Here is a 315-nt window from a genome sequence, read left to right on the forward strand (position 1 = left end):
CGGGCATCGGAACGTAGTCGAGTTCTGCAGCCATCTTATCGCCCTTGGCATAGGACCAGGCGAAGAACTTGAGCGCTTCGGCCGTGGCGGCTGCATCGTCGGGCTTCTGATATACGAGGATCCAGGTGGCGGAGGTCATAGGCCAGGATTCGGCACCTGCCTGGTTGGCCAGGATGACGCCATAGCCCGGCTGCGAGCTCCAGTCGGCATTGGCCGCGGCGGCCGAGAACGCCGCAGCGGTCGGCTCGACCTTCTTGCCGTCCTTGTTGATCAGGTCGGTGTAGGTCAGCTTGTTCTGCTTGGCGTAAGCATATT

General features: G+C 61.6%; 1 pseudogene. It reads right to left on the reverse strand.

The features are described 5' to 3' along the window. A pseudogene (locus EN851_RS35155) lies at positions 1-315 on the reverse strand (substrate-binding domain-containing protein); the annotation flags it as partial.

This window comes from Mesorhizobium sp. M8A.F.Ca.ET.208.01.1.1, assembly GCF_004791315.1.
Lineage (GTDB): Bacteria > Pseudomonadota > Alphaproteobacteria > Rhizobiales > Rhizobiaceae > Mesorhizobium.